At 42.6% G+C, this 12,579-nt stretch carries 10 protein-coding genes and 1 pseudogene; 6 read left to right on the forward strand and 5 right to left on the reverse strand.

Going from position 1 to position 12,579, the window contains the following annotated elements; genetic code table 11:
- The 5 genes and pseudogenes from GSO_RS08400 to GSO_RS15790 all read left to right on the forward strand — a co-directional run.
- On the forward strand, positions 1–336 hold a 336-nt coding region (locus GSO_RS08400; RefSeq protein WP_010491009.1), incomplete at its 5' end, for a conjugal transfer protein TrbL family protein.
- Between the two features lie 14 nt (positions 337–350).
- The gene (locus GSO_RS08405; protein ID WP_010491011.1) at positions 351–761 is read left to right on the forward strand and encodes a hypothetical protein; all 411 of its coding nucleotides are present in this window, start codon (positions 351–353) and stop codon (positions 759–761) included.
- Positions 762–767: 6 nt separating this feature from the next.
- A pseudogene (locus GSO_RS18375) lies at positions 768–2,903 on the forward strand (type IA DNA topoisomerase).
- Between the two features lie 122 nt (positions 2,904–3,025).
- Positions 3,026–3,241 (forward strand): hypothetical protein, encoded by a 216-nt coding sequence (locus GSO_RS08415; RefSeq protein WP_010491013.1) that lies wholly within the window; start codon positions 3,026–3,028, stop codon positions 3,239–3,241.
- A gap of 3 nt (positions 3,242–3,244) precedes the next feature.
- Positions 3,245–4,333, forward strand: coding sequence for a hypothetical protein (locus GSO_RS15790; RefSeq protein ID WP_010491015.1), 1,089 nt, complete (start codon positions 3,245–3,247; stop codon positions 4,331–4,333).
- Positions 4,334–4,523: 190 nt separating this feature from the next.
- Here GSO_RS15790 and GSO_RS18550 read toward each other — a convergent pair whose 3' ends face one another.
- The 4 genes from GSO_RS18550 to GSO_RS08435 all read right to left on the reverse strand — a co-directional run bounded on the left by GSO_RS18550 (position 4,524) and on the right by GSO_RS08435 (position 10,773).
- On the reverse strand, positions 4,524–4,613 hold the full coding sequence (locus GSO_RS18550) for a putative holin-like toxin (protein WP_021353390.1): 90 nt from the start codon (positions 4,611–4,613) through the stop codon (positions 4,524–4,526).
- A 185-nt stretch (positions 4,614–4,798) separates the two neighbouring features.
- Positions 4,799–5,980 (reverse strand): restriction endonuclease subunit S, encoded by a 1,182-nt coding sequence (locus GSO_RS08425; RefSeq protein ID WP_010491017.1) that lies wholly within the window; start codon positions 5,978–5,980, stop codon positions 4,799–4,801.
- Positions 5,970–7,592: a type I restriction-modification system subunit M gene (locus GSO_RS08430; protein ID WP_010491020.1), complete on the reverse strand. Its 1,623-nt coding sequence runs from the start codon at positions 7,590–7,592 to the stop codon at positions 5,970–5,972. The genes GSO_RS08425 and GSO_RS08430 overlap by 11 nt, the downstream gene beginning before the upstream one ends.
- Before the next feature lie 13 nt (positions 7,593–7,605).
- Positions 7,606–10,773 (reverse strand): type I restriction endonuclease subunit R, encoded by a 3,168-nt coding sequence (locus GSO_RS08435; RefSeq protein ID WP_010491021.1) that lies wholly within the window; start codon positions 10,771–10,773, stop codon positions 7,606–7,608.
- Between the two features lie 134 nt (positions 10,774–10,907).
- Between GSO_RS08435 and GSO_RS08440 the strand changes: the two genes are divergently transcribed.
- Positions 10,908–11,822 carry a hypothetical protein gene (locus GSO_RS08440; RefSeq protein ID WP_010491024.1) on the forward strand — a complete coding sequence of 305 codons (915 nt, stop codon included), beginning with the start codon at positions 10,908–10,910 and terminating at the stop codon, positions 11,820–11,822.
- 417 nt (positions 11,823–12,239) lie between these two features.
- Here GSO_RS08440 and GSO_RS15795 read toward each other — a convergent pair.
- A partial coding sequence (locus GSO_RS15795; protein ID WP_010491025.1) for an IS3 family transposase occupies positions 12,240–12,579 on the reverse strand: 340 nt, incomplete at its 5' end.

Consider the following 12,579-nt stretch of genomic DNA (forward strand, 5'->3'; position numbering starts at 1 on the left):
TTTGTGGCTGATATGGCTTGGTACAACCTGACGATTCCTTTAGCTGCAATGAGCATGGCGACTGAAAGCTTTGATTATAGTGCCACGTGGTGGAAGAAGTACATTTATTACAATGCTTCCATTATTAGCCAGGTGCTTTGTATGTCATTATCAGTATGGTGCTTCACTAATATGGCTAAATACGGATTTATTGCCTTTATTGCTTCAATCGGATTCGGCTCTCTGGTTGTTAAAACACCTGACGCCGTTAAAGACTTCTGGGCTTCAACCGGTGTGACTAAAAGTGCTGGTATGGGCGCCATGAGAATGTTTCAAAATTATTTTCGTAACCGTTAAGGGAGGTTAGCGTCATGAAAAAAATCTGGCACTGGTTACTTGAAAAAGCCAAAAAAGATATGCGAACCGACCCTTTTGCAACACCTTCACGGCGGACTAAGTTGTCTTACTATTTTGATAACTTAGTTAGCATGGTCTTCTATATAATGGGAATTTACCTCATGTTAATGGATTTATACCAAGAGCTTTTCACGGCGAACCATACCGATTTTTTAGGAACTGCGCTAATGGCCTTAGTTTTACTGCTGGGTGGCTTATTATTCCGTTGGTCAGCCTATGCAGATCTCAAAGCCATCAACCGGTATCAACATTATTTGAAGCAACAATCGATAGAGCAACAACAAGAATTACGCCGTGAAACTTGGTTGAAAGCGGCTAAACAAGGCAAAACAGAATTAGATCAAAAATTGAATCATAAGGAGTGAACGAACATGACCACTGTTATCTTAGCTGAAAAACCCAGTCAAGTCCGTTCATACGTCCAAGCCTTTCAAAAGAGCACAAAAAAACAGGGTTACTATACGGTTAGTGACCCTGTTTTGCCCGAGAATACGCTTGTCACGTATGGTCTCGGACACTTAGTTGAACTAGCCACACCGGATAAATATGATCAGAAATATCAGCAATGGGCCTTATCTAATTTACCGATTTTCCCCGACAAATACAAGTTTGAAGTGTCAGCTAGTAAAAAAGATCAATTCAAGGTCGTCAAAGACCTGTTAACGAAAGCCGATACCATTATTGTGGCCACCGATAGTGGTCGAGAAGGGTCAAATATCGCGTGGTCGATCATGAACCAAGCGCATATTGATGTTAAGTCGAAAACGATTAAGCGCCTTTGGTTGAATAGCCTAGAAAAAGACGCGATTATTAACGGCTTTAAAAATCTTGGTGATTGGCACAAAGACTATTTGGCTTATAAAGAAGCTCAAACTCGTCAAATTAGCGATTGGTTGATCGGTATGAATGGCAGTCCCTTATATACTTTATTGTTGAGACAAAATGGGGTGCGCGGGGTGTACTCGATCGGCCGAGTGCAGACACCTACTCTGTATATGGTTTATCAAAGAGACCAGGCAATCAAAAACTTTAAGCCGGAACCCTATTTTGAACTAAATGCGGAAATTTTAGCCAATCAGCAAAAATTTGTCGCAAAATTAGACCCCTATCAGCGGTTTAAAGATGAAACAGGGCTAATGACATTCATGCAAGCTAAACACGTTTAGAAAGGCTCACAGGGCGGTTTAATCAAGGACGTGCAAAAGCAGGCTAAAAAGAGTGCCAGTCCCCAACTATTCTCGCTATCCAGTCTGCAAAGTGCGATGAATAAACGGTATCATGCCAGTGCCAGCCAAACCTTAGCGGCTATTCAAAGTTTATATGAAGCCAAGTTGTTGAGTTATCCCCGAACTGATTGTGCTTATATCACTGATGAAGAATTTGATTATTTAGTGGCTAATCTGACGAAGTATCTGGGTTTGGTATCTAAGCCAGTCGCTTTAACCAATACCACCCCAAATAAACGTTACGTCAATGGGAAAAAGGTTGAAGAACATTACGCCATTATCATGACTAAAGTTGTACCGACGAAGGATCAATTAGCGTCCTTACCTAAATTACAGCAACAGGTCTATGATTTGGTTTTAAGAACGACGTTAGCGATGTTTGCTGATCCGTACGAGTACGAAGAAACCACCATTATCACCCAGGTTGGCGACGCCAATTTTAAAACAACCGGTAAGGTGCCAACTAAGCAAGGTTGGCAAGCTTTATTTGATGATCACAAAGCCGACGAGCAAGAGGCAACCACCCTACCGCTCGTTCACCAAGGCGACCAAGTTCAAGCAAATCTGCAAACGCCGCAAAAAGAAACGACCCCACCCGTGCCATTTACCGAAGGTACCCTGATTACGGCAATGAAGACCGCCGGCAAAACGCTTGATGATGAAGAAGCCCAGGCGATTCTCAAAGATGTGCAAGGCATTGGGACAAGTGCGACCCGGGCCAATGTGCTGGAAGTGTTAAAAAAACGCGGCTATTTGGTTACTGAAAAGAACAAGCTCCACGTCAGTGAAGCGGGAATTACTTTATGTAAAGCGGTCGAACTCGAACCATTGTTAACTAGCCCAGAGATGATAGCAAAATGGGAGCAAGCATTACAACAAATCAGTACCGAAGAACGCACCGCAGATAACTTTTTGAGCCAAATTAAGAAGTTCGTGGCAAAGTTGATTGCTGAGGTCCCCGCGCAATTGACTGGCAGTGCAGCCATTAAGCAACAAATCAATCACCAACAGCAAGCGCAAAAAGCCGCCGAAGTTTTCTTAGAAACACCGCAAGCGACCGTTTTAAATAAACAGAAGTTTTACATTGTGAAGCCCAAGCAAGGTGAAGACTTTACCCTGCCCAAGAAATGGAGCAGTAAAACCCTCGGTAAAACTGCGATCAAAGCCTTAATCACTAAGGGGGAAACCAGCAAACTAAAGGGGTTCAAGAGCAAAAAAGGAAAGTCGTTTGACGCCAAGTTAAAGCTTGACGGCCATAAATTAAGTTTTGATTTTGATTAGAACCTGCCTACCGCCCTGCACTACGTTCCGGTTGGTGAACCCGTCATTTAGGTTCACTTTTACAACCCTAAAAGTAAACCTAAACAACGGGTGAGATTAGCAACGCAAAGGAGATCATAAATATGGATAACGAATTAACAGTCATTGGGAGTGAATTACCGGTTTTGCAGACTAAAGGAACCTACAAATATTTAAAAGAAATTACTGGAAATGGGGCTTATTATCAAGTGGCTTGGCAAAAATTAGCCGATGGCTACCTTGCCCTTTATGGCACGACCCCGATTCAAACCAACGTAGCCCCTATATTGAATGATATTTTTGAAGATGAGGAGGGGTAGACAATGCCGAGTAAATCCGACGTTAAAGCCTGGAAAGCACAATTAGTCGCCCAAGCCGAACAACAAATCCTAAAATTAACCGATAGTGACCGATTTAAACAGTATCTTAATACCCTGGCTAAATTTCATCATTATAGCGCCAGAAACATTGATTTGATTTATGCGCAAAATCCGCAAGCCACTCAAGTCGCGGGCTTTAAGCAATGGCAGACGGCTTTTAACCGCACCTTCAAACGAGGCGCTAAGTCCATTCGGATTGCGGCCCCGATTATTAAGAAATTAACATCCGCTGAGCAAAAGCGCCTTGATACCACCTATGAGCGGGCCATTGTCGGTTATCGCTATCTACCTGTTTTTGACGTGTCACAAACTAGTGGTGAACCAGTATTAAGCGCTAAAGACTTTGTCAAAGAAAACTTGGCTGATCATCAGAATGTAACGAGCTTGTATAACGCGTTCAAAGATTATTTAAACCAACAAACCGATCTTCAAGTCAGTGAAGTGCCTTTAGCAACGCTAAATGGGGCTAAGGGGTATTTTCAACCCAGCACTAATGAAATCGTCATTGGTGGCGATGAGCCCGACAATGCTTTGAAACTAAAGACGTTATATCACGAATATGCGCATAGTCAGTTACATGGGTTAAAATCAGCCTTTAAAGATCGCCCGCGAGCCTATCAGGAAACCCAAGCCGAAGCGGTTGCATATGTCGCCATGCAAAATATTGGGGTTGATACGGGTAATTACTCCCTCGGTTATGTAGCTACCTGGGCCAAAGATAAAGCCGTGATCCATAGTGCTTTAAGTGAAATCCAGCAAGTTAGCAACAAAGTGATTGAGCTTAGTGACGGGTTAACCAAACAATTAGGCTTACAAGAAGCACAAAAAGATCTTGAGCATGATTTAAAAAAGCTATCAGCTCAGGATCTTAATAAGTCCTATCAAGGCTTGCAACAACAAATTCAACAAGCAACTAGTCCACAACAGAAAGCACAATTTAAAAACCAGTTAAACGATGTGCACCAAGAAATCAGTGAGCGAACTCAAAAACAACTGCAAGCATTTGCTGAACAGAATCCGGAAATCAAATAACCCGAATCCAAACTTGATCAAAGTTTAAAACGTTAGCCAGTTTTTAAAGGGCATGCTATAATGTAATAGAAAAAGGAAGCCCTGCTGAAGACAGGACTTCCCATGCAAGCCGCTTCAAAGGCGGTGGCGAAGCTAATAAGACAGCATTAAGCTACCCTGTAACCTACCAAAGTTACGCAGGGCGGCTTTTTTATTTGTGGTGCTTGTCGATATAGCTGAGTAGCGCGATTAAAAACGTGCCAAACAGCAACATCAACGAGAGTGTCTGGAAGACGCTCATTGACTGTGAAACCTTCCTGAAGATTGTTCCATGTTCCCATGGGCCTCACCTCGCAAGGGAAAAGACAGCCACCGCCCTTAAAACTTCCTGCGTAATCCATTATACAAGTGAACTAAGTGTTGACCAAGCACAATAAAAATTAAGTCATGGGGTTTCATAGGATCCTAAATTTGATCAAATTAAGCTCAGCAAAACATCTTTTGTAGATACCCTTTTTTTAGTTCCTGGAGTTTTTCAAGCTTACGCTGATGAAGAGTGATGAGGTGGTCAAGATTATCGAAAAACTTACCAATTTGAACTTGTTCAGGTAATGTTGGAACTTTAAAATTAATCTTCATCATGACATCGGCGTTTAATTTAGCACGTCCACCGCCGACTAAATATGGTTCTATGTTGGTATGTTTCAAAGCGTTCTTCAAAAATTTGTTGTCCACTCTTTCTTCTTTAGCTTGAAGAACGTGGGCATGATTGTTGACCCAAACCTTACCATCAACATATTGAACAGGGTAGTTTTGTAAATCATTCGCACCGTCTTCTGCGACCAAAACAAATTCACCATTATGAGTAAAACCTTCAACATAGTCCTGAATACCATTTGCACCGTAATAAGGTGTTTCCCCAGCTACACGTTCGGATGCTGTAATTGGAACTCGAAGATTATCATAGCGGTCTGCTAGTTCCGAAACCTTACGCTGTTCCCAAGCGTCAGCAAAATCTGCAAATCTTAATTGCGGGAACTTGCTACCATTTTTAGGGAACATTTTTTGCAAGTAGCCTTTTTTCTGTTCCTTGAGCAAATCTAACTTACGCTGGTTAGCAGTGATAAGGTTGTCAATCGATGTGAAGAATTCACCCAACTTTTGTTGCTCATCCATCGAAGGAATGGAAATTGATTGATTCTTAACCAAGTCGCTGTTCAAATTAACTTGACTACCGGGCTGCCCATAACGGGACCACTTATCACGATATGACTCTAACCATTGAAACATGAATTCCAAATCAAACTTAGGATTCATAAATATCAAGAACCCGTCGTGAACACCGGTTTTAACGTAATTCACCAGTGGCTTACCTACCGTTGCGGCAATACTTAGTAACAAATGAGGCTCTGTCAAAACACGTGTTTTAGCTTGCCCTGCCTCAGAAATGTGCTGATCCAGATGATGAATTCGACCATTTTGCTCTGTCACATCGGAAATGCGAAGCCATCCAATTTCAGATGAATCGTCAAACCATTTTGGATCTTGAATTGGTCGAGGGGACGCTCCTCGCACGATTTCTGCCAAATCACCAAGGTTACGCTGTACCCAAGGATCAGTGAAACCTTTAAATCTTAATTGCGGATATTTAGCTTGTTTAGCGTTCATTGTGGGCCTCCGGTTTTGACTGATCATTAACCTGGGTGGTCACTAACTGGCTAGCTAATTCATTAAAGGTTTGTTCATTCTGACTGATTTCCTCATCCAGTTGCTTTAGATCAGCTTTGACTTGGTTCAGATCAATCTCGGGTTCCGGTTCAAACGTATCGACGTAGCGCGGAATATTTAAATTATAATCATTTTCCTTGATTTCCGCCGGTGAGGCCACATGGGCATATTTATCGACATCTTGTCGGTTTTGATAAGTGGTCACAATTTTTTGAATATTGGCTGCCGTTAGCTTATTTTGATTCTTGTCCTTTTCAAATTCCCGGGACGCATCAATAAATAAGACGTCATCAGTGGTTTTATGTTTCTTTAAAATCATGATCAACGTTGGAATACTGGTGGAATGAAAAATATTAGCGGGTAGCCCAATAATGGCATCAATCCGGTTATCCAGCAGAAGCTTTTGGCGAATTTTGCCTTCCTTAGCCCCCCGAAATAGCACGCCATGGGGTAAGACGATGCCCATAGTTCCATGCTCCTGCAGATGATAAAAGCCGTGTAGCAGAAAGGCAAAGTCGGCTTTAGATTTAGGCGGTAAGACGCCATAGTCGCGGAAGCGGGGATCAGACAAGCGTTTGTCACTGTTATCCCAGTGCGCCGAGTAGGGCGGGTTCATGACGACCGCATCAAATAAGTAAGGTTCGTCAACCGGCCAATCTTTACTTAACGTGTCACCATTGCGTAAGTGCATATCGTCATACGAGACTCCATGTAACATTAGGTTCATACGGGCCAGGTTATAGGTCGTGGTGTTCAATTCTTGGCCGTGATAACTCACTAAATTGGGGCCTTGCACGTGCTGTCCGACATTTAATAGCAGTGAACCGGAACCAACCGCTGGATCATAAATAGTTCGAACTTGTTTGTCACCTGCATTGCGCTGATAAGTCACAATCTGGGCAATAATGTCGGACACCTGCCGTGGAGTATAAAATTCACCCGCTTTTTTACCGGAATCACTGGCAAATTGCGCGATTAAGTATTCATAGGCGTCACCTAGGACGTCGCCTTGATGATGGATAAGATCAATCGCTTTTAAAGCTAACATAGTATCACTAATAGTTTGGTTCCGTTGTTGTAAGGAACTGCCTAATTTATTACTACTTAAATCCACATCGGCAAACAAGCCCGAAAAGTCTTGCGCTGAAGATAGATTTTGTGTCGACTGTTCCAGATCATGAAGTGCTTGAGATAAATCGTCTAACGCAAAAGTATGGGCTTGAATCTTGCCAATCAGGGTGGTGAACAACGCTTGTGGTTGAATTAAATAGCCGAGCGTGTTTTGCAAATACTCCACTAAACTGGGCTGCACCGAGACGCCTTCCAATTCAAACTGAGGATCCATATACTGAGCATATTTCCGGGTGACATTTTCGGTTTCGCCTGCCCAATCACTAAAGGTCGTTAAGGTTTTCTCAGATAGAAACCGATAAAAAATTAACCCCAATAAATAATTTTTATATTCAGAAGCGTCCATTTTCCCGCGTAAGACATCGGCCGCATTCCATAGGGCGCTTTCAAGTTGACTAGCTTGAGTTGTTTTTTCTGACATTGTTTAACCTCACTTATTTTTGTAGATAAATTGCTAAATCGTGTTCAATAAACTGTCGCCAATCGGCCTGGGACTTAATCCGGTATAGTGGTAAAATAGCTGGAATCTTCGGTCCAGTGGCAGTTTGAGCTTGTAAGGCCGCTGCTAAATTCGCTGACTGCGTTAATTCTTGTTCATGATGCCATTCATCAGTACCTACGGTGTGTTCACGTGCCACCCGCAATAGGGCTGTTTGATCTAAGCCCCACGTGTGGGCGAATACCGACGTTTTTTTGACCAATTGTCTCTGGGCGTAATCAGCCACCAACTCCCGAGCGTTCAACGATACTGGCGCTTGATTTTGGTCACTCTGTTGCTGAGACTGTTGCATTTTTTGCTCAATATAGGGCATGGCTTCGCGAATTAATTGAGCCTGTTGCGGTTGCGTTTCCGCTAATTTATTCAAACTAGATTGTACTTTGACACTATTTTGCAGGTAATCGGTCATATGGGCTTGGGCTTGATCAGGTGTCGTGTACTGTTGCTGTTCATCAATCCAATCTTGAATTAATTGCGTCAAATAATCATAATCCACCAAGACGACTGAACCAACGGCTAGGGAAAAGTCTAAGGCAGCTAATTCTTCGGGGACTTTCTCAGGCTCTTGGTTAGTAACCGCCGCTTTAATCCGCGGATATTTACCCGTATAGGATTCTACTTCGGGCTGAGCGATACCAAAGGCCTTTTCACTGTTTTCCCAAGTGAAATCGTTGTACATCGATAAGGAATTCAATTGTTGATTCACTTGGCGAAAGGCTTTCACAAACTGTACCTTGGCAGTAGTTCCTTTCAGGTCATCGGCCGCCGTCCGCGTTGGGGCAATGGCTTTTAAGTCCACCACAGCCTTTTGAAATTTTAAGACGGCCTGCTGATAAGTGGGACGAATGATGACATTAAAGGAGCCTTCGCCACTATATAACTTATAAGCTTCACGTTCATTAGCTTCCATGATTGCTGGCACCCGAAAGGTCACAATTTGGCCTTCTTGTTTTAATTCCCGGTTTTGGAGCCGGTTGGTGCGTGAGTAGGCTTGAATGAGTTCTTGATAAGCTAAGGTACGGTCAACAAAGAGCGTATTTAGCCGAGGGGCATCAAAACCCGTTAATAACCGCCGCACCACAATCACTAAATTTATTTCTTGATCAGGTTTCAAATGAGCAAAGACCGCCTCACGCCGGGCGGCCCGTTTTGCGACATCTTCGTTATAGAGATTCAAATCGGCTAAATCAAAATTAGTGTGATACTGCTGATTATAATCTTTTAAAATGGTGGCCATTTGATCATGTTTGTGCGCACTCTGATCTTCGTTTTCACTTAATGAATAAGTAATCGCAATTCGGGGCCAATTAGGATCCAGCTGATTATGAGTAGTCTTTTTCGCGGCTTTAAAGGCTTGATAATAGCGTTGCGCCATTTCAATGGAACTGGTGGTCAAAATAGCATTATAGTTGCCATGACCCAAGCTGGTTTTACGTGGGCCTTTTTCTAAAATATATTGAACAACTTGATTAATATGTTCATCGGTCTCAAAGTCAGCCGGAGTTAAATACGTTTCTTCCAAGTCCTTCACTGACATCGCTTGAATCTTGGCTTGAATTTTTGCTTCATCAGCTGTACTCAGCATGCGGCCCTGCTTATCACGACGAGCTTTAACACGATTGGTTTCTTTTTCAAGGGCCCGGGTTATTAACGTATCTTTACCAATCGTTGTCACGTGTTCCACATTAAACGGTAACACGGCTTGGTCCTCTAAGGCGTCTCGCAAGTTATAAACATGACAGACTTTATCAAATAGCTCCTCAGTCGTGACCGCTAGATCACCCTTGAGCTGTTTCTTATTTTCATTAAAGATGGGGGTGCCGGTGTAACCATACCAATTACTATTGACAAACGCTGCTCGAATTTCCTTTTGCATCTTACCAAACTGCGACCGGTGGGCTTCGTCAACAAAGAAGATCACCCGTTGCTTTAAAGTCTTACTAAAGCGTGATTGCTTACCGGTTGCCAACTGAGCTTGCGTTTTTTTGACCGCCCGATGAAGTTTTTGAATCGAGGTAACCAAGACCTTACCGTCATTTTGTTGCAACTTACGCATTAAATCACCGGTATTTTGGGCTTCGTTAATGGCAATATCGTCATTGGCAGCATAGGCACTAAAGTTGCTGGTTGTCTGTTCGTCTAAATCCCGCCGGTCAACTAAGAAGATGACCTTATCGACACCGGGATCTTGTGCAGCTAATTTAGCGGTTTTATATGAGGTGAGTGTTTTACCAGAACCCGTGGTATGCCAAACAAAGCCATCTTGATGGTCATGAATCCGGTGCATCACGGCTTCAATCGCATAAATCTGATAAGGCCGTAAGAGAATTAAGCTCTGACGTTCTTGGTCGATGACCGTATATTCACTGACCATTTTGTGGGCCATGGGAATATTAAGGACTTGGCGCGTAAACGCTAAGCCGTTTTCCACGGGGTGATTATCCCGCGTTCGCCAATTGAACAAAAAGGCTTTATTGAAATGATCCGGTTCGGCATTCGCAAAATACGCCGTACTATCCGGCGTCATAATCACAAACATTTGCAGCAGCGAATAAATCCCCGTATATTTACCTTCCTGCGCGTATTTTTCAATTTGATTAAAAGCCTGGTTAAGTTCGACCGTGGCTTTTTTTAGTTCCAATTGAATTAAGGGTAATCCATTAATCAATAGGGTTACATCAAAACGGCGATCAGGATCGACATCTTGAGTACCAGCTAACCGTGGTCGCACTGCTTGCCGGACTACTTCATAACTAGATTTACCGCCAGCAACGTCCGCTTTCCAAAACAACTCGAGCGTCACCGTGCCCAGCTTAGCATCATCACGTTCAACTTCCACTTTGCCAATGCCATTTTCGGCGGCTAGTAACTTAGCTGCTTCGTAAGGTGTCCGGACCTCAATCGCCCGTTTAACCTGATTAAATTCGGTATCAGTTAAAGGGTGTCCCTGCAATTTAGCATAATTATTGTTAATTAATTTATCACGAAAATTAGCCCATAATTGATCCGGCGTCGCACCATACAGGTCTTTTCGTTCCACCCATTGATTACTTCCGGTCGTTAAGGTTTTAACAACTTCTTTTTCAAATGACAGTTCCAACATAAAAATAGTCCTTCCCCGCCAATTTTAATCTATTCACTAGTTTAGTATACGCGAAGCAAATGAAAAAATTTGCACCAGAACCAAATTAATCACTAATTTCAGTATTACGGATTGATAAGAAAGGATGTTTATAAATGTCTATACGATTAACGCTATCACCTGATATCAAGGCTAATGGACGACTATCTCATCTTCAAAACATTGTGGATCGTATAAATAATCTGAACAAGTTTTCACGGGAAATGGATGACTATCATCATATGGTTAAACAAAACGTTAACTCCATACCAGATGATTTTTCATTTAATGAAGTAGCTACAGTGGCCTTTTTTCAAACGGTGTCTGACCAAGTTAATACTATTTTTCTTTTAACGGCACATCATATATGGAAAGTAATTTTAGGAGAGCAAATAATAGAGGATAGTCTCAGTTATGTGCGGCTCATCGTCATAGAATCCCTTAAATTTAAGACGGAAGGTTTGTTTAGTGGCAAACAGTTTTTGTCCTTTCAACCAAAAGCAAATTTAAAACTATACTTTGACTCGAAAGAGGACAAAAGCTTTCTGGAAACCACTTTCACAAATGAAACAAATCGTTTTTTGAATAAAGAAAGAGTTATGCTAGCCAAACCTGAACCAATACCAATCAGTGAACCGCAAGAAAGTACGAATAACCATGCACTGGAGAACCAGAACAAAGCGCTTATTGAGACACTAAACCTAGAAAATAACGAAACAGCAATTGCACTGATAACGCTTAGTCAGCTCAAATATCCTAAAAATAAGATAAAGCCATTGTCTTCCGGGGACATTCCCTTGGGTTTCCAATTTATAGAAAACGATTATGTCACGGAAAGCGGACTAGCTATTCTCACAATGGGTGGAGCCTATGAAAAAGCATTGCAAAAAGTAATTAAGGATATTCGTAACTTGATTGAGCAAAAGAATGTAGATGGCGCCTTTAACTTATGTCTTACTCATACTGAGGACGAAGGCGCATCGACCGTGTGGATTTATGCATATTTTGACATTGCAAAAAGGATCCTTTAGTCAACCCCTTCCCATCAGAGTGGAGTTTGTGCGAGTTGTTCAACTCAAAACAGGCCTTCCATTTGCAAATGGGTTCATACGTCAATAGTAGGTGCTATGGCTAATGATCAGCTTAAGCAACTTCATAAAGACCATTTTTTCTCCAGGAGAATGGTATTTTAAAACGAGCAGTGGTGTTGACCAGATGTTGATTCGTAGTGGCCGAAAGGCCATTTGTTGTTCAGGTGCACCTGTGCCGCGGACACTGCGTGATGACCGTTCTGAAGGCATTATATGTTCGCAGCCCCTATTATGACCGTGAGATTTCACCCCTAGCCCTAGGTATTAACTTATATATTCATGTTATGGCAAGAATGTCAATGGCCCGGACAAAAATTGTACGGTTGGACGTGCGGACGTTTTTTGAGGATCAAATCATCACGCAGCTTTGCTATGACGGTATTCTTCCGAGCTTTTCCCTCCAAAAGAATTTTTTCGTCTCTTGGTGTTATACCACTCGACATGGCTGTCTAGTCCGCTAATGAATTCTTCCTTGGATGTTCCTCGCCAATCTCGGTTATAGAAGAACTCCATCTTCAAGTGACCGAAGAAGCTCTCCGCCTGTGCATTGTCAGGAGCGCTGCCTTTTTTCGACATTGAAGGCGTCAACTCGTATCGCGACATCAGTTCAATCCACCCCGGCCAGCGATAGTGGGCACCACGATCTGAGTGCACGATTGGTTGACTCCCACTCGGGAGCCCTTTGGCTGCAGCAGCT

It is taken from the genome of Lacticaseibacillus zeae DSM 20178 = KCTC 3804 (assembly GCF_000260435.1).
Lineage (GTDB): Bacteria > Bacillota > Bacilli > Lactobacillales > Lactobacillaceae > Lacticaseibacillus > Lacticaseibacillus zeae.